General features: G+C 47.3%; 17 protein-coding genes, 3 pseudogenes and 1 riboswitch. Of the genes and pseudogenes, 14 read left to right on the top strand and 6 right to left on the bottom strand.

What is annotated here, in order from left to right; translation table 11 throughout:
- From BP97_RS0119485 to BP97_RS39755, 7 genes and pseudogenes are all read left to right on the top strand, one after another.
- Positions 1-1,551, top strand: coding sequence for an extracellular solute-binding protein (locus BP97_RS0119485; protein ID WP_051620777.1), 1,551 nt, complete (start codon positions 1-3; stop codon positions 1,549-1,551).
- A gap of 363 nt (positions 1,552-1,914) precedes the next feature.
- Positions 1,915-6,177 (top strand): annotated as a pseudogene (locus BP97_RS41600) (pectinesterase family protein); the annotation flags it as partial.
- Positions 6,172-7,443: pseudogene (locus BP97_RS41595) on the top strand (pectate lyase family protein); the annotation flags it as partial. The pseudogenes BP97_RS41600 and BP97_RS41595, both read left to right, overlap by 6 nt.
- Positions 7,444-8,127: 684 nt before the next feature.
- A complete protein-coding gene (locus BP97_RS41590; protein WP_331281312.1) occupies positions 8,128-9,342 on the top strand; it encodes an S-layer homology domain-containing protein in 1,215 nt (404 codons plus the stop codon).
- 141 nt (positions 9,343-9,483) lie between these two features.
- On the top strand, positions 9,484-10,698 hold the full coding sequence (locus tag BP97_RS0119475; protein WP_156043253.1) for a chromate transporter: 1,215 nt from the start codon (positions 9,484-9,486) through the stop codon (positions 10,696-10,698).
- Between the two features lie 116 nt (positions 10,699-10,814).
- Positions 10,815-11,459, top strand: coding sequence for a histidine phosphatase family protein (locus tag BP97_RS0119470; protein ID WP_081824275.1), 645 nt, complete (start codon positions 10,815-10,817; stop codon positions 11,457-11,459).
- A 103-nt stretch (positions 11,460-11,562) separates the two neighbouring features.
- Positions 11,563-11,694, top strand: a pseudogene (locus tag BP97_RS39755) (thioredoxin reductase); the annotation flags it as partial.
- Between the two features lie 197 nt (positions 11,695-11,891).
- Here BP97_RS39755 and BP97_RS0119460 read toward each other — a convergent pair.
- The 5 genes from BP97_RS0119460 to BP97_RS0119440 all read right to left on the bottom strand — a co-directional run bounded on the left by BP97_RS0119460 (position 11,892) and on the right by BP97_RS0119440 (position 16,195).
- The gene (locus BP97_RS0119460; protein WP_028550608.1) at positions 11,892-12,869 is read right to left on the bottom strand and encodes a FecCD family ABC transporter permease; all 978 of its coding nucleotides are present in this window, start codon (positions 12,867-12,869) and stop codon (positions 11,892-11,894) included.
- Entirely contained in the window at positions 12,866-13,888 is a 1,023-nt protein-coding gene (locus BP97_RS0119455) for a FecCD family ABC transporter permease (protein ID WP_028550607.1), read from the bottom strand. The genes BP97_RS0119460 and BP97_RS0119455 overlap by 4 nt, the downstream gene beginning before the upstream one ends.
- Before the next feature lie 5 nt (positions 13,889-13,893).
- Entirely contained in the window at positions 13,894-14,865 is a 972-nt protein-coding gene (locus BP97_RS0119450; RefSeq protein WP_028550606.1) for an ABC transporter substrate-binding protein, read from the bottom strand.
- A gap of 98 nt (positions 14,866-14,963) precedes the next feature.
- A complete protein-coding gene (locus tag BP97_RS0119445) occupies positions 14,964-15,767 on the bottom strand; it encodes a helix-turn-helix transcriptional regulator (RefSeq protein WP_028550605.1) in 804 nt (267 codons plus the stop codon).
- Positions 15,768-15,826: 59 nt separating this feature from the next.
- Positions 15,827-16,195, bottom strand: a complete 369-nt coding sequence (locus BP97_RS0119440) for a winged helix-turn-helix transcriptional regulator (RefSeq protein WP_028550604.1) — start codon at positions 16,193-16,195, stop codon at positions 15,827-15,829.
- 245 nt (positions 16,196-16,440) lie between these two features.
- On the opposite strand from BP97_RS0119440, the gene BP97_RS0119435 reads away from it, so the two are divergent.
- Both BP97_RS0119435 and rlmN read left to right on the top strand, forming a co-directional pair.
- Entirely contained in the window at positions 16,441-16,980 is a 540-nt protein-coding gene (locus BP97_RS0119435; RefSeq protein ID WP_028550603.1) for an NAD(P)H-dependent oxidoreductase, read from the top strand.
- Between the two features lie 828 nt (positions 16,981-17,808).
- Entirely contained in the window at positions 17,809-18,873 is a 1,065-nt protein-coding gene (rlmN, locus tag BP97_RS0119430; protein ID WP_028550602.1) for a dual-specificity RNA methyltransferase RlmN, read from the top strand.
- Positions 18,874-18,933: 60 nt separating this feature from the next.
- Here rlmN and BP97_RS0119425 read toward each other — a convergent pair whose 3' ends face one another.
- Complete coding sequence (locus BP97_RS0119425; protein ID WP_028550601.1) at positions 18,934-20,184, bottom strand: purple acid phosphatase family protein; 1,251 nt, start codon at positions 20,182-20,184, stop codon at positions 18,934-18,936.
- A 202-nt stretch (positions 20,185-20,386) separates the two neighbouring features.
- Here BP97_RS0119425 and BP97_RS0119415 point away from each other — a divergent pair, with 202 nt between their 5' ends.
- From BP97_RS0119415 to BP97_RS0119395, 5 genes are all read left to right on the top strand, one after another.
- Positions 20,387-21,100: a polyphosphate polymerase domain-containing protein gene (locus BP97_RS0119415; protein WP_028550600.1), complete on the top strand. Its 714-nt coding sequence runs from the start codon at positions 20,387-20,389 to the stop codon at positions 21,098-21,100.
- Between the two features lie 3 nt (positions 21,101-21,103).
- Positions 21,104-21,808 carry a DUF4956 domain-containing protein gene (locus BP97_RS0119410; protein ID WP_028550599.1) on the top strand — a complete coding sequence of 235 codons (705 nt, stop codon included), beginning with the start codon at positions 21,104-21,106 and terminating at the stop codon, positions 21,806-21,808.
- Positions 21,809-21,826: 18 nt separating this feature from the next.
- Positions 21,827-23,713 (top strand): CotH kinase family protein, encoded by a 1,887-nt coding sequence (locus tag BP97_RS0119405; RefSeq protein WP_028550598.1) that lies wholly within the window; start codon positions 21,827-21,829, stop codon positions 23,711-23,713.
- Between the two features lie 122 nt (positions 23,714-23,835).
- Positions 23,836-23,939: riboswitch (purine riboswitch) on the top strand.
- A 171-nt stretch (positions 23,940-24,110) separates the two neighbouring features.
- Positions 24,111-24,707, top strand: coding sequence for a xanthine phosphoribosyltransferase (locus BP97_RS0119400; RefSeq protein ID WP_028550597.1), 597 nt, complete (start codon positions 24,111-24,113; stop codon positions 24,705-24,707).
- A 14-nt stretch (positions 24,708-24,721) separates the two neighbouring features.
- The gene (locus BP97_RS0119395) at positions 24,722-26,017 is read left to right on the top strand and encodes a nucleobase:cation symporter-2 family protein (RefSeq protein ID WP_028550596.1); all 1,296 of its coding nucleotides are present in this window, start codon (positions 24,722-24,724) and stop codon (positions 26,015-26,017) included.
- Positions 26,018-26,101: the final 84 nt, after the last annotated feature.

Here is a 26,101-nt window from a genome sequence, read left to right as displayed (position 1 = left end):
ATGCGGAACAATTGGAGCATCAGAGGATACATTTCTAATGTTAGTATGGCTCTGCTCCTTACCGTTTTAACGGTAGGCTGCTCACTGCAGCCTTCATTGAAGAACGAGGGAAAGCAGGAAGCCGTTAAGACAACGGCATCCCCAGAAATAAGCTTTATGCTTGTCTTGAATCAAGACGATCCGCCTAAGGATACGCTCCTTCATAAGCTGGAGTCCAAGACGAACACGAGGCTTACTATTGCATGGGTACCGGATACGATTTACTCGGACAAGATGGTGGCTGCCATAGCCGCAGGCACACTGCCTAAGGTGCTGCAAGTCAAGGCGGTCGATGTGAAGCAGCCTTCGATTGTTAACGGAATACGATCCGGCTTATTCTGGGAAATTGGGCCTTATCTGAAGGACTATCCGTTAATCAGCAAGTTTATGAACCCGACTATTATGAATAATGCATCTTATTTCGGAAAATCGTACGGAATTTATTGGGAGCGCCCGCAATCAAGACAGGGGATTCAATTCCGCAAGGATTGGATGAATCGGCTGGGCCTGCAAGAACCTAGGAGTATTGAGGATCTCTACGAGGTGCTTAAAGCTTTTACTTATGGGGACCCGGACGGAAACGGCAAGCAGGATACGTACGGCTTAATCGATCGCAATGATCTTGTATACGGTGCCTTCAAAAATATTGCTGCTTACTTAGGCGCTCCAAACAGCTGGGGGCTTGTGGACGGGAAGCTAACCCCTGACTTCATGACGCCGGAGTATAATGCTGCGATGAAGTTTATGAAGAGGCTGTATGAAGAAAGGCTGATCAACCCTGACTTTACTGTGACCAGCAAGGTACAGCAGGAGGATCGCTTCATCCGGGGAGAAGCCGGGATGATGATTAGCAATGTGCTGGCTTCTTCCGTGCAGTACCGTATTCAAAAGGTAAATAAGGATGCCGATGTAGATATCGTAAACCGTATTAATGGGCCAAGAGGGGAACGGATATGGGGAGGAAGCGGGTTTGGCGGGCTGTTCTTATTCCCCAAATCGAGTATTAAAAATGAGGCCGAGCTCCGCGACGTTCTTGCTTTTTTTAACAATCTGTTATCCGAAGACATCAACAACCTGCTTACCTACGGCATAGAGGACCGTCATTATAAATTGAACGACGATCAGCTGACGATCAAAATCTTCCCTGATACGCAAAACTTGCGGGAACAGGAGGTAGAGCCTTACGCCAATGCGCTGCGAACGTTCGACATTAGGTACTTGCAGCTTGAAGAAACAAGCGACATGCAGAACAAGATCCAGAGCATGATTGAAGACAATGCCAAGATGGCGATCAATGATCCGACAACCTCTTTATTTTCACAGACACAGGCGGAAAAAGGAGCGGAACTTCAAACGATCATCACGGATGCCACCTATCAGTTTATTTTGGGAAAAAGAGATGAACGGGGATTCGCGACAGAAGTCGAAAGATGGCGTAAAAGCGGTGGCGATAGGATTATTGACGAACTAAATAGCGAATATGCTGAAATTAAACAAATGAATGTTAAATAAGTACGATAGCTCCTTGGAGGTGATGAGCCTCTGAGGGGCTATTTTTCATGCTTCGATAAGGAATCATCCACCATATGGACCATTTAAATCTGTCTCCTAGATTGCCTCTATATCTGGTTGAAAACAGCATATGGCTGTAACGCCGGTTCACCTGGATAATCATCTACCTTCAGACAAGATGATTATAGTCGGGAAATATTCCGGGATGCATAATGGGGGAGCAGCGGGCAAGGTTGTTTGCTTCGTAGAAAGGAGCATGGATAGGTGCAGCTTTGTCGCGTTGTTCAGACCGTGTAAAGGAGTGGGAAATCTCAAGGTGCATTTGCAGTAAGACCAATAGAGTTAAGGAGGTTCATAGACAACATGAAAAAAGGCAATATGGTCAAATCATTACGCATCATGCTGTGCTTTTTACTGCTCGCATCGTATATCCCGATCCTTGGTATACCTGATGCGGAGGCAGCTGCGCTTCCTACGGGCTGGAGCAGCTTAAGCTATAACGGTTCCACGGGGACAACCTCATATGACAAAACGACGGGTAAGCTTACGGTGACTAGCAGTTCATCGAATGGCATTACGAATCAGAACTCAACAGCGGAGCAGTTTCAATATGCTTATACTCCTGTAAGCGGAGACTTCACCCTAATATCTAGACTGACCAATTATCCGTATGTCAGCGGAGCCCAGGCGGGCGTATTGGTTCGCAGCACTCTGGATCAAGGCAGCTCCTTTGTTTATAGCTACCATTATGGTACGGGGAGCAAATTCCAGCCATATGTTACTACTAAATCTGCTGCTGGAAGCGGTTCGGCAAGTAATTCAGGATATAAGGTTTCAGGTGCGGATGTAACCTATGATACGCCTCCAAGCTACATGCGTGTCCGCAAGCAATGGAATGGGGGCACAAGTAAAGCGGATGTGTATTTTGATATCGGCACCTCTGACGGAACTACGATTACATGGACCAATATAAATGGAAAAAATATTACGGATGTAACATCCAATCAAACCATGTATGTCGGCTATGCTGTGGGTAAAGCGGCTAGTGCATCGTTCGATAGTATAACGCTGCTCAATTCCTATAACAGTGCCACAACCACAGCGGTATCTAGTTTGACCACGACGCTGCCGGTATCCTTGGAAGTTCCAGCACTTAGCGGTACGGCTGGTGATGCTAAGGTTACTCTCAACTGGGACGCAGTAACGGACGCCGTTTATTACAATGTAGGACGCAGTACAGCTAGCGGCGGGCCGTATACCAAATTAAACAGCGGTCCGGTAAACGGATTAAGCTATACGGATAGTGCAGTAACGAATGGACAGACGTATAAATATGTCGTCACAGCTGCCAATTCGGTATCCTCAAGTGTATATTCCAACGAGGTATCCGTTACACCGACAGTAACGACTGCACCTGCAGTACCTGGTGCGCCAACGAATGCTTCTGCTTCGGCAGGAAATAAGCAAATGACGCTTACCTGGAATAGCGTATCCGGAGCGACGTCTTATAACGTCAAGCAGAGCGCGACAGCTGGAGGACCTTACACTCTTGTAACTAACGTTGTCAACGATACTAGCTTCATTCACACGGGATTAACGAACGGTTCCACTTATTACTATGTGATTAGTGCCGTGAATGCGGTCGGTGAAGGTGCAAATTCCGGTGAAGTATCGGGTAAACCTGGTGTATTTTTCATCAATGATAATTTTGAAGCCAGCGCACTGGGTGATACACCAGAAGGTTATGTTTCCATTGCTAATGCTGGGGATGAAACGATCAACAATGTGACCGTCATCAACAACAATCATTTGACGAATAAATATTATTCGCCATCCGAGGTTGCCCCAGCCAATAACAAGTCGGCGACGATAACAGGCAACTCGACCAATGTGATGTGGATCAACGATAATGCCAATTCGGGTCGAAGAGGCGGCTTCACGAATGCTTTTACACCGGTCTCCGGCAAAAACGGTCTGACGGCAGAGTTGAGCTTTATGCAGCCCAAGGTCATCGGTGATTCCTATCCTTTGGAGCTGATCGATAGCTCGGGTAAAACGGTGCTTTCTTTTAGCGTGACAAATTTGAACGTATTTGAAACGGTCAATCCTAGTAATACTGTGAACTGGTACCAACTGAAGTTTGTTGCCGATACAGGAACGAATTCTGCAGATGTATATTTCAATGGAGTCTACAGAGGCAACTTCAAGTTTAGTACGCAGGACACGAACATCGCCAAAATTCAGGCAAGAACAGCAGGCTCCTCCACAGGAAGCATGTACGTGGATAACGTGAAGGTTTACCAACAAGGCGCGGTAACTCCGCAAAATCTAACCTCGGCAGGAGCCGACCAGACGGTCGTGCTGAACTGGAATGCAGCTAGCGGGGTGGATTCCTATAACGTCTATCGGAGTGCGGCAGCCGGAGGTCCCTATACTCGTGTAGCGAACGAAGTAAAGTCGCCTACGTACACGGATACGGGTCTTGCAAATAAGGAAAAATATTACTATATCGTGACGGGTGTCAATGCGAATGGGGAGAGCGACAGGTCAAATGAGGTTGTCGGTTCTCCAGACAATGTTAAACCACCCGCTACTGCACCTGCATTCGGGCAAATCGATATTCGGGACAGTCAAATTACTTTGAACTGGAGCTCAGTCCAGGGCATTGATGGGGACAGAAAACCGGTGGCTTCCACTTACACGCTTCTCAGAAGCACCCATCCGGAAGGTCCGTTTGTAACTGTGGTGCAGAAGCTTGCCGATACCACCTATCTGGATAAAAATTTAACGAATGGTACGCAATACTATTACCAGGTTACGGCAGCAAATATGGGCGGCTCGAGTCCAAGCTCCGCGCTTCTTAAGGTCACTCCTGCGGCACCGTTAGAAACGCCGACCCTGTTAAGCGCCGTGCCCGCAAATAATAAGGTGGGTCTAAGCTGGACTTCGGTTACGGACGCAACGTATTACAGTGTTAAGAGAAGCACAGTTAACGGTGGACCTTATACAACGGTAGAATCCGATGTGAGGGGAGTTAGCTTTACAGATGAGAAAGTAACTAACGACACAACCTACTACTATGTCGTTGTTGCAAGCCGTGTGGTGGACAAACAGCTAGCTCAGGAAAGTATGATCTCCAACCAGCTGAAGGTTACGCCTTATGCAGCTGTGGCTGGTGCCCCTGCTGCACCGACAGGCTTCAAAGCGGTTGCTGCTGAAGGCAGTGACAGTCTTACGTGGGATAAAGTAGACGGAGTAACCGGTTATACCGTGAAAAGAGCAACTACGAGTGGCGGACCTTATACGACCCTTACTTCAATAAATCAAACCTCGTATGAAGATAAGAGCGTAACCAACGGAACGACGTACTACTATGTTATATCTGCTTCCAATGCTAACGGGGCAGGCCCAATAACGGATGAAATTGCCGTTCTGCCAGCAAAAGTGCTTACCGTGGACCAGGCTGCCACAGCGGCTAGCACTGGGTTTGGTACAACGCTTTTCAATACGGTTCAAAGCGCTGTAAATGCCATTCCGACATCAAATACGGAAAGAACCGTGATTTACATCAAGGCAGGAACCTATACTGAGAAGCTTACCGTGGATAGACCTTACGTAAGCCTTGTTGGGGACGGCATAGACAAAACTATTATTGTCTATGGTGATTATGCGGGTACATCTGCAACGACAGGGAAGCCGGGTCACACGGGCAACACCTTCTTAAGTCAAACCGTGAAGGTTACGGGAGACAACTTTACCGCTGCCCAATTGACCATTGAGAACAGTTCCGGCCCGCGTTCAGCAGTTGCTCAAGCGGTGGCATTATCTCTGTATAGCGACAAAGCGTCATTCGAATCGGTTAAATTGAAAGGCTATCAGGATACACTGTATAACGGTTTAAATGGGAGCAACAAAGGACGCCATTACTTCCACAACAGTATCATCCAGGGCGATGTGGACTTCATATTCGGGGAAGCCCCAGCCGTTGTTATGGATAATGTGAAAATGGTCCTCGTCAGCAACTCTGGCGGTGGTGGACATATCACAGCAGGCGCACAAAAAAATGTCACAGACAAAGGCTATGTATTCTTTAACTCCCAAATCGTAGACGATACCTCTGCATCCGGTACTTATGATTTAGGACGGGGATGGAAGGATTATGCGAGAGTCAGCTTTATCAATACGTTGATCGACTCCAAGAAGTTCCTTAACGAGGGCTGGGTGGCCTCTTGCGCGGGAAGCTGCATCACTAACTATTTCTCGGAGTATAACAGCTATGGCATTGGATCGAACCCATCGGCCCGAAAAATTTCGACGCAGCTGACAGGACAGGAAGCTAGCTTGACGATCCCGCAAATTTTTACGGATTGGGATCCTTCCATCCTGGTTATGATGCCAAATGTTAATTACATGCCGACGGTGTCCGTCACCTCGTCTAATTTTGACAAAAACATCACTAATCAAGCGGACATTCATGCAGCGCTGCAGTTGAATGGGGAGGTTTTGAAGAGCATCACGAACGGCACTACGGCTCTTACCGAGTCAGATTACACCGTTAAAGGCAATGTGGTTACGATTAATAAGGCTTATCTTGCAGGGCTTCAAGAAGGAACTACGACGCTGAGCTTCAACTTTGGCACGATCTCAGTTCCTATTACCATCAATATTATCAACACGGATGCCTCTGATATTGGAAAACAGGTATTGGCTGTCAATGATGGCTGGGGCTCCTTCACCACAGGAACGACCGGAGGTTCCAAGGCATCTGCAGCAAATATTTTCACGGTAACCAAACGCAGTGAGCTCATTAAAGCCCTTGGCGGAAATAACAGCTCGAATGTATCGAATTCCACACCGAAAATTATCTACGTTAAGGGAACTATCGACATGAATGTGGATGATAACGATAATCCGGTAGGAATGGATTACTACAAAGATCCGGCTTATGACCTGCAAGCTTATTTGGCTGCTTATGATCCTGCGGTTTGGGGAGTGCGTGTACCATCTGGACCACTAGAGACGGCGCGCGCGGTTTCAGAAGCAAATCAAGGAAGCAAAATCAAAATTAACGTGGGTGCGAATACGACGATTGTAGGCTTGCCAGGCTCCAACGCCAAGATTCTCGGCGGCAATCTGATGATTCAAAACGTAGACAACGTCATTGTCCGCAATATTGACTTCCAAAACGCGTTCGATTATTTCCCGCAATGGGATCCGACGGATGGAAGCACAGGCAACTGGAACTCTGCTTTTGACAACATTACAGTGAAAAACGCTCAGCATGTGTGGATTGACCATAATACGTTCAGTGACGGAGACAATCGTGACGATTACAACGTCAAATATTTTGGACGCCAATATCAGCAGCACGACGGCTCACTGGATATTACGAACGCTTCCGATTTGATCACGGTTTCTTATAACTACTTCCATGATCATGATAAAACGACTCTTGTCGGGGGAAGCGATAGCGCTACAGAGGACCGCGGCAAGGAGAGAATCACGTTCCACCATAATTATTATCAAAATGTGACGCAGCGCGCACCTCGTGTTCGCTTTGGTCAAGTTCATATTTATAACAACTACTATGAAGGAACGCTAAATAATGAGAACTATCCATTCCTATACACTATTGGCGTAGGGTTTGAGTCACACATTGTTACGCAGAACAACTATTTTGTGCAAGATGAAGGAACAACTGCGGCGTCTTTGATTCAAGTATCCCCAGGCGGTACCGAATTTACGGATACAGGCTCGGTACTGAACGGAACCGCCGTGAATATCGCGGCAAGCAAAGGTGGTTTGAGCCCGGCTAACTGGACCCCGACGCTGTTCACTTCAGTGGATGTTACAGCGGATGTGCCTAGTATCGTCAAATCACAAGCAGGTGCAGAAAATACGCTGCCAAGAGAAGAGGCACCGGCCGCACCGGCAAGCCTGACTGCAACAGCGGGCGACGCCCAAGTGAATTTGCAATGGAGCAGCGTATCAGGAGCAGAATCCTACAATGTGAAACGCAGCACAACGAAGGGCGGCACGTATATAACGATAGCAGCGAGCGTGACAAGTACAGGTTACACAGATAAAGATCTAACGAACGGAACGACATACTATTACATAGTTAGCGCAGCAAATGCAGTTGGAGAAGGCGTGAATTCTGTGGAAGTAAGCGCAACCCCGACAGCGCCGGTCACTCCAGTACAACCACCTGCAGCGCCGAGCGGTTTGATCGCTACAGCTGCAATCAGTCAGGTCGGTCTGCAGTGGAGCAGCGTAACAGATGCAGCCTCCTACAATGTGAAACGCAGCACGACGAAGGGCGGCACGTACACGACTATAGCTACTAACGTGACAGATACAGCCTTTACAGATACTGGATTAACGAATTTCATCACCTATTACTATGTAGTCACTGCTGTTAAACAGGGAGGGGAAAGCTCTAATTCCTCGGAAGTGAGCGCGACTCCTTACTACAGCCGTAATGGTTCGAGTGGTGGTGGCGGTTCAGCAGCTACGACACCAACTGGAACCGTAGAAACGGCGAAGGACGGTACCAAAGTTATCAACTTGCAGTCGATGAGTGAGAAGACAGCAGACGGTAAGACAACGGCAAAGGCTGTCCTGGAAGGCACAGCATTGACCCAAGCGTTGGATATGCTCAAAGCTTCGGGTGGAGCCGCAGAGCAGCGGATCTCCATTGAAGTGAAGGGAAATAACGAGCCTATCGGTAAACTGGAGATTCCATCTCCATCCGTTGCCGACCTTCTCTCCCAAGCACCGAACACGATCATTTCCCTGAAATATGGCGGGGCTTCATATGATCTGCCTTTGAAAGAAATCGATGTTGCGGCTCTTGCAAACAGGGTTGGCACAGCCTCCAAAGATGTCAAAATTATTATTTCGATTGAGAAAGTAAGCGGAACGACATTATCCTCCATCGAAGCGAAGGCGAAACAGCAAGGCTTGAATCCCTTAGTTCCAGCGGTAGACTTTACTGTAACGGCTGAGGCTGGCGGCGGTAAGCAAGTCCAAATTAACGACTTTGGAACTCTTTACGTCACTCGCACGTTGGATCTGGCCAAGGAGCCTGATCCGAAGAAAACGACAGCCGTATTGTTCAATCCGGTAACAGGTACGTTCAGCTTCGTACCGGCGACGTTCTCTACAACGGGTGGAGTTTCCAAGGCTACGGTAAGACGTCCAGGCAACAGCATCTATACGGTTGTAGAGTATTTCAAATCGTTCGAAGACCTAAAAGGTCATTGGTCACAGGCCGATGTCGAATTGCTCGCCTCCAAGCTGGTTGTAAACGGAATAACAGACAGCAGCTTTGCACCGCAGCACGAGATTACGCGCGCAGAATTCGCGACACTTCTCGTACGCGCTCTAGGCTTGACGGAGATGACTTTGACAAAATTCAGCGATGTCAAGGCAAACGACTGGTTCGCCGGAGCGATCGGCGCGGCAAGCCAGGCAGGCTTGGTAGATGGCTTCGAGAATGGAACCTTCCAGCCAGCTGCCAACATTACTCGTGAGCAAATGGCTGTCATGATGACACGAGCCATGAGCGTTGCAGGGAAGAAAGCAGACGGCAGCTTACTAGGCTTGTCCAAGTTCTCTGATGCAGCATCTGTTAGTGGTTGGGCTAAGGATGCAGTGGCTCAAGCCGTGAACGCCGGCATTATCAACGGTGTGACTAACGACACATTCGTGCCTAATGCCAAGGCGAGCCGTGCCGAAGCCGCCGTTATGTTGAAACGGTTGCTGCAATATGAGCAGCTGATGAACTAAAATCAAGAAGAGACTTCCCTTAAGTCTATTGACGGAGGGGAAGCCTTTTTTTTGTAAAATTAACAAAAACAACATAAGAGCACATGGTATAATTAACATATAACGAATAATAACGTGATAGGAAAAGGAGAACGCGGACTTATGGATCCTAGTCGGCAGCGTATATCAACGGGCAGGCAGGAAGGGAGGATTGCTGCGCTTCTCGAAGTGCTGAGTGTATCTGCAAAGCTGGGACTCACCTCCTTTGGGGGGCCGATAGCGCATCTCGGTTATTTTCATAATGAATATGTAAATCGAAGAAAATGGATAGATGAGCGGAGTTATGCCGATCTAGTTGCACTTTGTCAGTTTCTCCCGGGTCCAGCGAGTAGTCAGGTTGGTATTGGGATCGGCATAGTAAGAGCCGGATTACTTGGGGGATTTGTTGCGTGGTTAGGTTTCACACTGCCATCTGTCATTGCACTAGTAGCGTTTGCTTTTTTGCTTAAAGGCTTTAATCTAGCGAATGCAGGATGGATTCATGGACTAAAAATCGTAGCAGTCGCGATTGTAGCTCACGCTGTTCTGGGGATGGGGCAAAAGCTTACTCCAGACAAGGAAAGGGCTACCATAGCGGTAATTGCAGCAGTGGTTACATTAGCTTGGCAAACGGCATACAGTCAAATACTTATCCTTCTTGGAGCGGGCATTGTCGGACTATGGCTTTATCGAAGGAAATCGGATGCTAGAGTATCGGATCTTCATGTTACAGTAAGTCGAACTTTTGCTTTGATCTGCCTGAGTTTATTTTTCGTTCTTCTTTTTGTGCTTCCTTTTGCCAGGCAGTGGGGAGAAGTCGAATGGATCGCTATGTTCGATAGCTTCTATCGTTCAGGGTCGTTAGTGTTTGGCGGAGGTCATGTCGTTCTTCCGCTCCTGGAGCAGGAAGTAGTTCCTATGGGGTGGGTTAGTGAGCCAGATTTCTTGGCGGGATATGGAGCGGCCCAGGCGGTACCAGGACCGTTGTTCACATTCGCTGCCTATCTCGGGGCAATGGCAGGGAGCATACCAGGAGTGGTCGTTGCTACAGTCGCTATTTTCCTTCCGGCATTTCTTCTTGTTGTCGGTGCAGTACCTTTTTGGAATGGGCTGAGAAGCAGTCCTAAAGTCCAAGGAGCGTTGGCTGGCATCAATGCAGCTGTGGTGGGCTTATTGTTAGCCGCTCTGTACGATCCTTTGTGGACTACAGCGATCCTGAAACCGATGGATTTTGCTTTGGTGGTTATTTTATTTATCATGCTGGTCTTCTGGAGGCTTCCACCATGGGCAGTTGTGCTTTCTGGTGCTGCAGGTGGAATACTGCTAAGCCTTATATAGTAAATTCATATTACCGGATAACGGACGTATAGGCGTTCATTATCCGTTTTTAATTTTTACTATAATGAGCAAACTACCTTTAGGTTACATCTATTCTTAGTGAAAGGTAGTGAGAAATGAAAAGGATATTTTGCAAAGGTCTGCTCACTCTCCTTCTGCTTTTTCCCTTACTAATGGGTGGGCCTATAGAAGATGCCGTGAAAGCAGCACCTATAAGTCCAACGTTGCTCGACTCCCTTCGTCAAGGCGGGTATATTTTGTATGTCAGGCACGGAGAAGCGACGACAGGAGAAGATCAACCGGATCTTGTTTTCAACGATTGCTCAACCCAAAGAAATTTATCTAGGGTTGGGGAACGTCAAGCCGCCGATTTTGGGAGAACGATTCGATATTTACAAATTCCTGTGCAAATTCCGATACTGGCAAGTCCGTTTTGCCGAACAAAGGAGACGGCGCAGCTTGCTTTTGGGCAGGGCTATGTTCAAGTTGATCCATTCTGGATCAACATCTACAACCTGGGCGGTCATCTGAGCCCAGAAGAACAGAATCGTATATTAAATGCGCTGACTAAGGTGTTAGAGAAGGAACCTCCGGTTGGAGCCAATCAAGTCATTGTTTCACACAGCTTCCCTCAAGGCGTTGGTTTGGGAGATATTCCTAACTTGAGTACAGTTATTATAAAACCAAAAGGACCTGGCAAAGGTTATGAGGTTGTAGGTAGAGTGGATTTAGCAGAGCTTATGAACATAAGGATTCCATAAGGGGACACCCTTATCCATTCATGATAACATAACAAAAACCAGCCTAGCACTTTGGTGTTAAAGACTGGTTTTTTTGCCATGTAAGAAGTTACCTTTTCAATAGGATGCGGCCAATGCAGTGAACAAGGCCAAGCAATTCATTCCGCCTGATGCGAGCAAAATAGCCATGGTGTCGTCGCATAACGAGGTGTTTAAAACTCGCAATCGGGATCTAGTGAAGCGTATGATGGAGTAAGAGGATTAAGGCTAGCGCTTCTTCTTCGCCAAAGATAATGAGGCTGGTCTTGAGGCTCTACATAGCGTTAGTTAAGCAACAAGAGTCTAGCACGGAGACCACAATGTCTCCCTATCGGAAAAAAACAATCGGACAAAGCCGGAGGGCTTGAACCGATTGTTTCTTATTACCTACTGTTCAGTTAGAAACTCTTCCACTTAACGCCTGATTCTCTCTCTGCGCAGCAAGTAGATGAAATAAGGAGCGCCGATGATGGCGGTCATAATGCCCACAGGCACTTCTCGTGGAATGATAATGACGCGTCCTAGGCAATCGCCCAAAAGCATCAGGTCTGCTCCTATGACCGCCGCCAATGGCAGGAGCCATTGATTGAGGCTTCCGACAAGGCTGCGTGCCATATGCGGAGCTAGAAGACCGATGAAGCCGATGGCGCCCACCGCTGATACCGAAATACCGGATAAGGCTACCGCCAATAAAAACAGCCAGAAGCGTTCACGAATAATTTGCAGTCCAAGAGAGACGCTGATCTCGTCGCCTAGCTGGAACACATTTAACTTTTTAAAGCTTCCATAAGCAAAAGCAAGCAGCACTGCCATTGCGGGCAGTAGGTACTGCACCTGACTCCATCCGCGGCCCCACAAACTGCCGGACATCCACAGCAGCGCCATGTTCACATTAGTGGGGTTCGTCACGATCAAGTATTGTATCCCCGCTTGAAAAACGGCGCCTATCGCAACGCCGACAAGCGCTAGCGATGCCGGAGTCAAGGTGAGCCTTTTACTTAAAGCCAGCAAGATAAGGAATGCGGCTACAGCCCCAACAAAAGCTGCGAGAGGCAGCACATAGATGGGGGATTTGGGAAACAGGAAAATAACAGCGGCCGCTGTGAAGCCAGCTCCCTTTGTAATCCCTATGACATCAGGACTGGCCAATGGATTGCGAACCAGGCTTTGCAGAATACCCCCTGCAACAGCTAACCCGAATCCCGCTAAAATAGCTACGATGACCCGGGGCAGCCGTAGTTCATGAACGATAAAATACGATGAGCTGGCATTATTAAATAGGCTGCTGGCTACATCGGATATTGGAATGGAGACGGCCCCTACACTAATAGAAATGACACTTAAAAGGAGCATTACCAGGCAAGCCAAGAGGAGAATAAGGGTGTTTTTCACTTTGTATTTCCCCCTTGCCGTCGTGACAAATAAATAAAGAATGGTGCTCCGATGGCGGACGTCACGATACCTACCGGCGATTCGAACGGAAAAGCAATGAAACGGCTGAGCAGATCGGCATATACGAGCATCAAACCGCCAAGTAATCCTGTAAGCGGTACGAGAACGTTCAGATTAGGGCCAACCAGTGCACGGGCTATATGGGGGACAATGAGGCATACGAAGCCGATCGGGCCGCAAACGGCAACGGCAGAGCCCGCAAATAGGATGACTAGCAGCATCCCTATTGCTCTAACAAGAGCGACCCGTTGACCTAATCCAGACGCGATGTCGTCGTCCAGTGGCAGTAGTCGGAAGGAAGGCACCATGAAGCCGAGCAATAAAAGGCCGCCGATCAAGAAGGGGAGCAGCGTCGTCACTTCGTTCCATCCTGCACGGTTCACAGAGCCGACAAGCCAGAATATCATGCTCTCTGTCGAATACTGGTTCAATATCATGGCGCCTTCAGTGAGCGAAGACAGCAGGAAATGAACGGTAATGCCTGCAAGCGCCATACGGACATACTGCTTGTGTCCGATCCCCGCTAAAGACCACACGAGGAAAGCCCCTGTGAGGGCTCCTATGAAGGCAAGCGCCATTGATGCCATAAGTCCTAATCCCGCAGACAGCACTAATCCAAGAACAACCGCCAAAGAAGCTCCTGCATTAATACCGAATATATGCGGAGATGCGAGAGGGTTCTTGGTTGTAAGCTGAGTCAGCAGACCGGCAATAGCGAGTTGAATACCCACCATGCAGGCAGTTAAAGTGCGCGGCAGACGCAGGGTTTGGATGTACAGGTGAAGCTTATCATGTCCCTGATAGGCTAGAGCTTCAAATAAAGTGCCCCAGGACAATTGCGCTTGACCCCATTTGAGGCTGAAGAGCATGCCGCCGACTAGTAAGAGAGAGCAAATACAAAAAAGGAAGAGCAGAAACCGTGAGCGGTTCTGCTTCTCCATTCGAATTGAGGTATCCATTGCGGTTACTCTCCCAGCTGTTTCAAAATATCTTCGGCAATTTTCTCTGATCCGAGCATGCCGCGGGATAAGGACCAATCCCGGCGTTCAACCGTATACACTTTGTTTTTGGCTACCGCATCAATTTTTTTCCACAATGGATTGGTTTCCCACTGGTTTACGATAGTTACTTTATCTGTAGGCATAAGGAATAATGCTTGCGGGTTTGTTTCTACCAGCTGCTCCAATGTTAACTGAGGATAAGCGGTATCGCTTTTTAAAGGGTCGTTAAAGCCCAACATTTTCAACATCGAACCAGAGTAAGAGTGGTCGGAATGGCCGAAGAAACCGGTCGGATTGACCACAGCAGGAAGAATGCTCAAATTGGCGTTCTTGATTTTCTTTTTGGCTGCGTCCATCTTGGCTTGGTGCTCTTCAAGACGTTTCTTTCCTTCAGCTTCTTTACCGACGGCTTTAGCGGTAATCATGTAATTCTTCAGCATTTGGTCGTAATCCGCTTGGAAATCGTTCAGTACAAGAATCGGTGCAATAGCTTTCAGCTGTGGCAATGCGTTCTTATGCTTGTTGATATCAACGATAATAAGATCAGGCTTGAGAGAGCTTATCAGTTCAATGTTCGGCTCATAACGGGAGCCAACGGAGGTATAAGACTTTAACTGACTTTTCACGGCATCCATGAACAAATCCTTGCTGCCATCATCGGCAATCCCTACAGGTTGAACACCCAGCGTCACGAGCATGTCTGTGAAGCTGAAGTCCATAGTAACGATTCGTTCCGGTTTCTTAGGAAGCGTGACAGTTCCTTGTGCATCTTCTACTGTAATTTTGCTGTCGCTTGGGGCTGTTGTAGGAGAGCCGCCTTGGTTGGGCTGACTTCCCTGGCTGGAGTTACTGGTTGTTTGCCCGCAAGCGGCAAGGCTTATGGCAAGTACCAACAATAAAGTAAAGGTAAGGATACGGCTAAATCGATGTTGCATGAAGGTTCCTCCTGATAATAATAATTATTCTCAATTGATTTTAGCCGCATATTCATGGTTAGACCATATCTAATTTGAAGATTGAACATGTTATATTTTTAGATTTTATCCAGGCCTTTAAGAAATTCCGTAGGGGAACTACCGGTTTCTTGCTTAAAGGTCCGACTGAAATGAAAATAATCCGTGAAGCCGACAAGCTGGGCGACCTCTTTGGCAGGCAGATGCGTTTGCTGAAACATTTGTTTTGCTTTTTGAATCCGGAGTTGGCGTAAATAGTGGCTCATGGTCGTTCCCGTGAGGTTTTTGAATAGAACGGTATAATGCCCGACACTCATTCCGGCGCGTTCTGCGAGCATAGGCAGCGTGAGCTTCAGCATATAGTGTTCATTCATATAGGAAAGAGACTCCTCCATGCTGGCCGCGGAAGACTTGTCCTCTTGTGTCCATTGCGTCTCATATAAATAAATGAACAAGATCCGTTCGAGAATAAGACGCTTGCGGACCTGCTCCACGAGATGCTGCTCATTAGTAGGGGAGTCGATATCCTCGGTCCTCCGAATGAGCTCGTCCAGCATGTATTTAATTTTTACTTCACTATAGGTACGGAGCGGACCATGTAAGGTCCAAGGACTATTCTCAGGGAATATACGGTATGAGATGATGACATATTCTGCGGATTTGGTCTTCGGAACTTGAATTGTAAAAGGACTGTGTTCGGGGTGGCAGGCGAAGCCTTGAGCAACCATGACAGGCTCTTGATTGCTCCCTGAGATCAAGAGATGTCCGTTCAGAACGACAAGAATCATATGGCGGTCAGGAGGGTTAACGATGGTTTGGGCCGTAGTGAAGGACTCCACTTGTTCAAATACAGGAATCATGGATACGAGCTGTTGAAAACTCATGGCGGTTAGTCCCTTCTCTTCATGTCTTAGCTAGTTTCTATAAGAACACCCCGATGGGGTCAATCAGATGCATTGCGGATTTTTTCATGCTCATTCTTCATAAACTCTATATGCTTAAATCCCCACCCGCACATATCGGTCAAAACCGAACTTAACGTTCTTCCATGGTCGGATAAAAAGTATTCGACTTTGGGCGGAATCTCTTGATACACCCGACGTACAATGAGTCCATCCCGTTCCATCTCTCGAAGCTGATTGGTGAGCATTCCTTGGGTGACCTTGGGAAGCAGACGTCTTAATTCACCGAAGCGCTTCGTGCCTTCATACAGCAAAATAAACAAAATGAGCGGCTTCCATTTTCCTCCGATAACCTGCAGAGTGGCCAATATCCCCTGTGTCGTATTCGAATCGCGAATTTCCTCCCGCATCTTCCCAACCCCCGACCGATTTATTTTCTTAGCTATTACTTTATCAAAGTATCGGGAATTAAAACAGTACGATGCTTTAGCATACTTAGTACGGTATTGTGTACTATCTCTCGTTACCAGGCCGCGTCTATGGTACGGTCCAGAGGACTTAGTATGAAAGAAAAGCGTACTTTGCAAAAATGAAATTGTACTCAATAATGGGGATGTAAATCTTGATACTAGAAAGACGAGAAAGGATGATCGTCATGAAAATCATGGTTATCATAGCACATCCCCATATGAATTCGTCCCGGGCCAATCGAGCTATGGCACTTGAGTTGAAGCAATACGCTGACGTTTATTGTCGTGACCTTTATCAAGAGTATCCTGATTGGAATATCGATGTGGAAAGGGAACAGCAATTGCTGCTTCAATACGACCGGATTGTGCTGCAATTCCCTTTTTATTGGTATAGCTGTCCGCCGCTCTTAAAAAAATGGTTTGATGATGTATTAACGTTCGGATGGGCTTACGGCCCTGACGGAGACAAACTGCAGGGTAAAGAATTTATAGTTGCGACTACAACCGGCGGCTCAGAGAAGGCTTACCGTTCGGGTGGAGATAACTGGTTTACGATTAGTGAGTTAATAAGGCCCATACAAAGAACAATCACGAAATGTAACGGAACCTTCCTCCCGGCATTTGTTACTTATAACGTATCTCAAGGTTCGGATGCGTATATTACACAAGAAGCTAAAAGGTATGCGGAACATATTCATACTTCCATGAGTGTGCTCGCCCACTAATACTTCGTGATGTATATGTCTGAATGGACCGAACGTGATTCAGTAACTAAAGGCTATCCTTTAACAGTTGAATGGTAACTGTGAGGATAGTCTTATTTTCGTTGGAGATTGTTACTCGGGTGAAAGCTTTGTCAGTGGTACACCGCTGATTGTGGGTGAGGGGAAAGTCCAATGTTCCTCGTGAAACACAATCGTTAATTGAAGGGATTGTTTATCTTGTTACGAGTGATGAAAGTTTCAGCATGAAGTACGGCGGAGGAAGAGCGCTTTAAGTCGAGTACTGGCAAGGTAGGACTATGTACAAAATGCAAGACGCCAGTTCTTTCAATAGGGAAAGGACCGGCATCTTTTTTGACGTGATAGGATTTATAAAAAATTCGGTGGGAGCAATCTGAAGAAAATCTTATTCTTCTTCATCCCATTTACGCGAGTAGGCTTTCTTGGTAATCCAAAAGGTTAAGCCTAAAATGATAACCAAGCAAACAACCGACCAAAAGATGATGACACCCATTGTTAACACGATCCTTTGTCATATAGTTAATGCCGAACCATTCAACATCTGTAATAATGTGTAGTCTGCCCATATTCAGGTTGAACTAAGTGGGGCTGGATACTGATTTTAATGGACGCTTGTACCCAACCCTATTGTATCATGATGTCTCCTCTGGCAGAATGTTGGAATATGGCGATATTATAAAACAATAGGAGAGGTCTTCGCAGCTTAGACATATTTGGATAAGAAATAACTGCCCGTTACCCCTTGTTTTAGTAAACTAATTTTGGGACAATAATAGGACTGAATTTATAGATTTGAAAAGAGGATATTATATGAATAAAGAATCCATTTATGGATTGACGCTAGACCAGCTGATAGCATGGCTGAATGAGCATGGGCATAAAAAATTCCGCGCAACGCAGGTGTGGGATTGGCTCTATAGAAAGCGGGTAACGGACTTCTCCGACATGACCGATGTTCGTCCGGAGTGTATTCAATTATTGAAAGATCATTTTGTTATTTCGACGTTGAATGAGCACCTGAGACAGGAATCGGCAGATGGAACCATTAAGTTCTTGTTCAAGCTTCAGGATGGTAATTTGATCGAAACGGTACTCATGAGACATAAATTCGGCTTATCGGTGTGCGTTACAACGCAGGTCGGCTGTAACATCGGGTGCAGCTTCTGCGCGAGCGGTTTGTTAGCCAAGAGCCGCGATTTGTCCGGCGGAGAAATTGTGGAGCAAATCATGAAGGTTCAACTGCATCTCGACCAAGCGCAAAATAATGAAAAAGTGAGTCATATCGTAGTGATGGGGATCGGCGAGCCATTCGATAATTTCACTAACTTGTCGAACTTCATCAATGTCGTCAAGGACCATAAAGGTCTGGCTATTGGAGCGAGACACATTACCGTATCGACCAGCGGCCTCGCCAATAAGATTATTGAATTCACCGATTCGGACCTGCAGGTGAATCTGGCCATCTCGCTGCATGCGCCCAATGACGAGCTTCGTACACGGATTATGAAAATTAACCGCGCCATTCCGATAAACAAATTAATGGAGGCGATTGATTATTACTTGGATAAAACCAAACGGAGAATTACGTTGGAATATATATTGCTCAAGGACGTTAATGACGGCAAGGAGCATGCCCTTGAGCTGGCGGAGTTGGTCGGTCATCGACGTCAGCTAGCTAACGTGAACTTGATTCCTTATAATCCCGTCGATGAGCACAGCCAGTATCAGCGGAGCGAGCAGGAATCCATTACAGCTTTCTATGACACTCTGAAAAAGCAAGGGATCAGCTGCAGCGTGAGGCTGGAGCACGGCACTGATATCGATGCTGCTTGCGGACAACTAAGAAGCAAGCAGATCAAGCAATCAATCGGGTAAAAAGACTTCAAGCACACCTATCCAAGGTGTGCTTTGTTGTTGTTGCCACTATTAATGGATTTAGTGCTGGATGACGAACTCATCCCATTTCTTGCCCTCCACATCATAGGCTTGGTAAGTTAAAGAATTGCCATTGATCGTTATCCCCGCAAACATCGGCTTCTCATTTTGAAAATGGACCTTATGGTAGAACTGATCCTTCTTCTTCTCATTGAATTTCGCCCCGGATGCATTGGTCACGACGTATACCGTTCCTTCATGGTTTACAACCGGGCCATCCCCGCTGCCGGCTACTTTGCCGTTGCGAAGAGGATAGGACCTTGAATATTCGTGATTATGCCCTTGCAGCACGAGGTCTACTTTGTACTCGTCAAAGAGAGCAGTCCATTTCTCGATCTTCGTGTATGAATTTCCGCCATAAGCTCCTCTATGCACAGCCACGATCTTCCATGGTTTATCACTATGAGCGAGGTCATCCCGCAGCCATTTGCTTTGCTCGTTGATATTCGACTCCGTATTTAATACGACAATATGGGCATTGCCATAGTCGTACGAATAGTTTGTTCCCGGGACAGAGCCTTCCGCTCCATTAACCGGCAGATTAAAGTGGGCGACGTAGCGGTCTGCATTTTTGTCCATTTCATCATGATTCCCGGTAACCGGCATGAAGGGGATCTGCTTCAACCAGCTCTTCGTTTTCCCGAAGAAGTGATCCCAACCCGTTTCATCCTCGGGGTCCTCCGTCAAATCACCATTATGCACAATAAACCTTGCTTCCGGAAACATCTGGAATGCTTTGTCCACCGTACGGCCCCATATTTCAAAATCCTTCTCGGTCACACCTTGCGAATCGGTAACGTTAATGAAGGAGAAGGCGCTTGTTCCCTCCGCCTCTGTCACGAATGAGGAGGGCTCACTCCATCCCGTCTCCTTGCCGCTGCCGACTCTATATGAATAAACGGTTCCTGGCTCTAAACCTGTAATCTCGACTTTGTGAACCCCTTGGGTATGCTTCTTGTCTGTCTTAATTGTCGTTGTGCTTCCTGTGAGCGTCTGAACGCCACTTCCGCTATAATCGTTGACTCCACTGCCTTTTATCCATTGAATAACGGCAGCTTCATCAGGACTTTTGGTATACCAGGTGAACGCGCGGCTCGTCTTGGGATCTCCCTTGATCGTGGTAACCAACGATTTGGGTGTACTGGAGGCTCCGCCGACCCCTTCTTGCTTCTGCGATTCTAGCCATAGGGCGGCTCCAACTACAACAATGGCCAAAGCTATCAGCCATAGGGCGCTTTGATATCGGACCATTATCGACAGCTCCTTCCTTGTCGTTTTGTTAAGCCAGTGTAAACCAATTGTAAAGGGATTGTAAACTTTCAGTTGTCACTCAGGGGGCGCTAAGCGTGAGTTCAGTTAAGGACGATACAATACTTTTTGTAACGAGGAAACAACATGAAGGACAGATGAATTCAGACATAGATCGGTGGCTTCATACAGAAAGAGGTGTGACATGAACAAGAGCTTGAAGTATCGCCATGAACTTAAATTTTTCATCAATCAGCATCAGTTTTATATTATTCGCCAGAGACTCAAAAGCTTGATGGGCCAAGACAAAAACGTCGGTCCTTCAGGAGAATATCATATTCGAAGCTTGTATTTCGATGATATGAACAACAAAGCGCTTCACGAGAAGCTGGGCGGCATTCGAGATCGGGTCAAGTACCGCATCCGCATATATAACGTTCAGGATAACGTCATTCATTTTGAGAAAAAAATCAAGTTCAATGACTACATTGCGAAAGTCAAAGAGCCGCTTACTCGAGATATGTACGATCAGATCGTTGCCGGGCAATTCGAAGTATTGAATAATCCGGATAAGCCGCTGTTGCTTGAATTGTATCACGAGATGAAGCACAATCTGCTCCGACCCAAGGTCATAGTGGATTATGTCCGGGAACCGTACGTATGCCATAACGGAAACGTCCGGATTACCTTTGACAAGGAATTAAGAACCGGCCTTCATTCAATGGATATATTCAACAAGCAATTGAATCCGGTCCGGGCAATCGATGAGAATCTGATCATTCTTGAGGTGAAGTACGATGAGTACATTCCTGACTATATCAAGATTGCGCTGCAGCTCGAAGGGCTGAACAGACAGTCGGCATCCAAATATGTGATTTGCAGAAAATTTTTGAAATATAATTCTTGGGAGGATTATTGATCTATGGATACTAACACTACTGCGGCTACGGCCACGAATTTCACGGATATATTAAAAAAGTCAGTCGTCAACAACTTTGTCTCAGACATTAATATCTCGAAAATATTGCTATCTCTGGCAGTTGCCTTTTTTATCGGCTTCTTTATTTACTTACTGTATAAACGGGTTTTCAGTGGCGTCTTGTATTCCAAAAGCTTCAACATTTCGCTCATCGGCATGTCTATGGTTACGGCTATGGTCATTATCGCAGTTAACTCGAATCTGGTGTTATCACTCGGTATGGTTGGCGCCCTGTCTATCGTTCGTTTCAGAACGCCGATCAAAGATCCTACCGATCTGATCTTCTTGTTCTGGGCTGCTGCAGCGGGGATCGTTTCCGGAGCTGGTTTCTACACGCTAGCTATTATTGGTTCCGTCATTATCGGTTTGGTAATGTTCTTCTTTATTAAAAAGTCTTCCTTTGAAACACCTTATCTACTTGTCATCAATTGCGAGGGAGATTCCGCTGAAAAAGAAGTTCACACTATGGTAAGCAAGTTAGTTAAAAGATATAACGTCAAGCAAAAAACAGTTACTCATGGCAATATCGAAACGACATTGGAAATTCGTCTTCGCGATAACGAAGGTACCTTCGTTAACCAGATTAATGAGCTTCAAGGCGTGAAAAATGCCGTGCTTATCAGCTACAGCGGGGATTATGTATCTTAAGAATGGAGGGTGTTCAGAATGAAAGCGAAAGCGATAACGCTTCTTCTATGCATCTGCCTGATCTTAGGATTGACCGGATGTGGGGTGACAAATAGCGGCAGCAAGGCAAATGTTGGAAGAACTGCTAGTACTGGAAGCACAGTGGCTGCTGCCGCTAACTCAGAGAAGGAAAAGAGCATAGATGAGAACGTATTTCCTAAGGATAAAGTCATTGATGTGAAAATCACGCTGGACCCGAATGATTTTCAGGATATGCTGGACAATGCCAGTGCGGAGGAATTCAAAACCGCATCCGTTGATTATAACGGAAAGCATATAGACAATGTTGCCGTCAGGACCAAGGGCAACCTAAGCCTGCGGAGCGTGGTCAATTCGGATTCCGACCGGTACAGCTTCAAAATTGCGTTTGATGAATACATTTCCAGCCAAAATCTAGAAGGGATCACCAAAATCAATCTGAACAACAACTACAGTGATCCGACCTATATGCGTGAGTTTTTATCTTATGAGCTCGCGGAGCAGATGGGTTTGCCAACACCTAAATACTCCTATGTTAACTTGTATGTGAACAACGAGCTTAAAGGGCTCTACCTGGCGATAGAACAAATCGGAGATTCGTATCTGGAACGTAATTTCGGGAATACCAACGGGGCCTTGTACAAGGCTAACGGCGGTAACGGCAGCGAATTAAACTGGCAGGAGAAGATCAGCGCCTACACAGGCCTTGACTTGAAATCAGGCTCTACTAAAGGAGAAGAGCTCCTCGCCATGGTCAATGAGCTGAATAACGGAACCGATTATGAAAAGGTATTGGATGTCGAAGAGGCTCTGAAGTTTATCGCTCTCAATATGGCTACCGCCAATATGGACAGTTACTTGGGAGGCAATAAACATAATTATTATTTATATGAGAACAAAGGAATATTCTCCGTACTTCCATGGGATTACAATATGGCCTTCGGAGGTCTCGGGGGATCGGGAATTCTCATGGATGAGCCTACACAAGGGACTTTGTCAGAGCGGCCCCTGATTGATAAGCTGCTCAAGGTCGACAAGTATAAGGAGCAATATCACCAGATAGTTAAAGAGATGGTTGAGGGCTATTTATCGGAAGCGAAGCTAGGGGCTCGTGTCCAAGAGCTGAACGATATGATTTCCTCGTATGTGGAAAAAGACCCGACAGCCTTCTATACCTATGACCAGTATCAGCAAGGTATTACCCAGCTCAAGTCCTTCAATTCACAAATGGTTACGAGCCTTGCGAAGCAGCTGGACGGCACAAGTCCTTCCGCAGGCGATGGTTCCGGAAGCGGAGGCGGTATGGGCGGAGGTATGCCAGGCGGTGGAATGCCGGGTGGCGGCATGGGACAATTGGGGGGAGGCAATAATAACGGGAAAAAAGGCCAACAGGTCCAGGCCCAAGCGGTGGCAGCCAATGGTCAAGTACAGAACGGCCAAGCGGGTCAGCAGGCGCAAAATGGCCAAGCGGGTCAGCAGGCGCGGAACGGCCAAGGAGGCCAGCAGGCGCAGAACGGCCAAGCGGGTCAGCAGGCGCAGAACGGCCAAGCGGGTCAGCAGGCGCAGAACGGCCAAGCGGGTCAGCAGGCGCAGAACGGCCAAGCGGGTCAGCAGGCGCAGAACGGCCAAGCGGGCCAGCAGGCGCAGAACGGCCAAGCGGGTCAGCAGATGCAGAACGGTCAAGGAGGCCAGATGGGCCGCCAGGGTGGACCAGGTGGTGGTCAAGGAGGCGGTTTTGGAGGCCCAGGAGGTGGCGGCCCCGGTGGGCCAGGCGGTCAGCAGCAGCCGCAGGGCAGCGTAAGTGAAGCTGTTACAGCAGGTGTAGCCTTTGTAGTGCTGCTCGTGGCTTGCTGCATAGTCGTGATGTATAAACGCAAACGCTTATAGAAATAGAAAGTCTGGGAGTTACTGGCTCCCAGGCTTTTTTGCTGTGCAAGGCACCCGCGAATCTTGTCGTTTTATGAGAAATTTCCTCTTGAAACGATAGGTCGTAGCGTGTACTATATACAAAGTAAAACTTCATATGAACTCGTATAATTATGGGAATATGGCCCATTAGTTTCTACCGGACGACCGTATGAATCGACCGACTATGAGTGAAAAGCGCATCTAGGGTTCCGTTACTTTTCTTCTATTGGAAAAGAAAGGCTGGTCCGAGCGATGCGGGCACCTCGCGTGCTACACCACAAGGGACAAAAACCCAGAAGGACAGGCTTCACTTGAGAAGAGAAGAGCTCAAGGAACCTGTCCTTTTTTTAATTGTTGAAAAGGGGCGAGACACACTATGAAATTACTTCAAGAACGCATACGTCAAGAGGGATTGATCCTGTCCGATACTGTACTAAAGGTGGACTCGTTTTTGAATCACCAGGTGGATACTCAGCTCGCGCTGGAGATCGGCCGGGAGTTCGCGCGAATTTTCGGAGACAAGCCCATTACCAAAGTACTCACTATCGAGGCTAGCGGTATTCAATTTGCCATGGCTGCAGGTATTGCACTGGGTGTTCCGTTCGTTTACGCCAAGAAGAAGAAAGCTGTCACTCTTGCAGAAAACGTATATTCGGCACCGGTACATTCGTTTACCCGGCAAGAAACGTATCAAGTCAGCGTTTCCCAGAAATACTTGAATTCAAACGATAAAGTGTTGATCGTGGATGATTTCCTAGCTACAGGCGCGGCGTTGGTTGGGCTTGTTGATATTGTAAAGGAATCGGGCGCTGAGTTGGTGGGCGTTGGATGCGTCATTGAAAAGAGCTTTCAGGAAGGCCGCGGTTTGCTTGAAGCAAGAGGCTTGGAGGTTCACTCTTTGGCTCGGATTGCATCGATGTCGCCAGGCGTGGTGAATTTTGTGGAGGATAATCATTTAATCCAAAAGGTCTAGGGGAGAAAAGAAGAATGTTAAGTAAACAAAAGGTTGTGACCTTGGGCTTCCAGCACGTCCTGGCCATGTACGCCGGGGCCGTTGTCGTGCCGCTGATCGTGGGGGGAGCGCTCAAGCTGACTCCTGCCCAAATGGCTTATTTGATCGCAGCCGATTTATTTACGTGCGGACTCGCTACGATTTTGCAAGTTATGGGAACCCGGTTCTTCGGCAGTCGATTGCCTGTCGTATTGGGATGTACCTTTACGGCGGTTGGCCCGATCATTGCTATTGCCTCAACCTCGAATTTGGCGACAACGTACGGGGCCATTATCATATCCGGCTTGTTCGTCGTTCTGGCCGCACCGTTGTACGGCAAAATGCTGAAGTTTTTCCCTACCATCGTGACCGGCTCGGTCGTTACCATCATCGGACTATCTTTGATTCCGGTCGCAATGAACAATGTAGCAGGCGGTCAGGGTGCACCGGATTTCGGACAGCCTAGCAACTTGCTGCTAGCTCTTGTTACGCTGCTCGTTATTCTTGTTGTGAATCGTTTGGCTACTGGATTTCTTCGTGCCATCTCCGTGCTAATCGGCTTGTTAGTCGGAACGGTCATCGGGTATTTCATGGGTATAGTCCATTTCTCATCGGTTGCGGAAGCATCCTGGTTCAGCATCGCACAGCCTTTTTACTTTGGCATTCCTCAAATTAGCATCACCGCTATCATTACGATGATCATAGTCAATATCGTCAGTATGGTGGAGTCTACAGGCGTTTATTTTGCTGTAGGGAAAGCAACCGATCAAAAGGTCGAGCAAAAGCAGATCGTCAACGGACTGCGTTCCGAAGGCTTGGCTATCATGCTGGGTGGTATTTTCAACGCGTTCCCTTATACAGCCTTCTCCCAAAATGTTGGCCTGATCTCTTTGACTCGTGTGAAAACGAGAGATGTTATTTTCGCCGCGGGCGGTATTATGGTAGTGCTAGGCCTGCTTCCTAAGCTTGCTGCTTTGACGACGGTTATTCCGAATGCCGTGCTTGGCGGAGCTATGGTAGTCATGTTCGGCTCGGTTGCTGCTTCGGGGATTTCGATCTTGTCCGAGGTGGATTTGCGCAAAGAGCGCAACTTGCTGATTGCGGCTTGCAGTATCGCTATCGGCTTGGGTTCGGCTACGCTTCCCCAAATGTTCGACCAGCTGCCTGACTTTGCCAAAATGCTGCTGCAAAACGGGATTGTATCCGGCTCATTGACCGCTATTATTTTGAACTTATGTTTGTCCAATTCAAAAGACGACGCTTCGTCCGCAAAGGACACCAAAGCAGCGTAATACCATATCTCCATTTGGAGCCTCTATTGGTCGAAGGAAGCTTGACTTTCTTGATCGAATGGAGGCTTTTTTCTGCAATTGCAG

The organism is Paenibacillus sp. UNC451MF (assembly GCF_000686845.1).
Lineage (GTDB): Bacteria > Bacillota > Bacilli > Paenibacillales > NBRC-103111 > Paenibacillus_S.
This window is presented reverse-complemented; position numbering and strand designations above follow the sequence as displayed.